General features: G+C 49.0%; 1 pseudogene. It reads left to right on the top strand.

Annotated elements, in window-relative coordinates:
• Positions 1 to 259 precede the first annotated feature (259 nt).
• Positions 260 to 429, top strand: a pseudogene (locus DEQ92_RS24630) (UDP-sulfoquinovose synthase); the annotation flags it as partial.

Genomic DNA, 429 nt, shown 5'->3' with positions numbered 1-429 from the left:
CGTGCCTAACTATCAGCGAGTAATGAAGAGTGGCATATAATTGTTTCTCTACGAATGAAACTGTGGTTAAGAGCGTCCTAATTGGCGGTCGGACAATAATTACGATTTGGTTTGATTCCAGTAGTAGAACTGTATTTGCTCCTATTAAGGGGTCCTTAACCCGGAGGAATCGACGACCCGTAGTCAATGCAAATCCAGTGGGTGCCCTCAATCGATAAACATATACCAGATGCGTAGTAACTCACATACAGAGTAACCAATGACGATCATCGTTACTGGCGGAGACGGGTATCTGGGGTGGCCGACGTCACTTCGGATCGCGTCCCGAACGGATGAGCGAGTCCTGATTGTCGATAACTTCGGTCGCCGTGAGTGGGTCAGTGAGGTTGGCTCAGTGTCGGCCACTCCCATCGCAAACATTGAAACACG

Origin of the sequence: Haloferax sp. Atlit-6N (assembly GCF_003383195.1) — an archaeon.
Classification (GTDB): domain Archaea; phylum Halobacteriota; class Halobacteria; order Halobacteriales; family Haloferacaceae; genus Haloferax; species Haloferax gibbonsii.
Note: the sequence above shows the minus strand (reverse complement) of the source record. Positions and strands in the feature narration are given on the sequence as shown.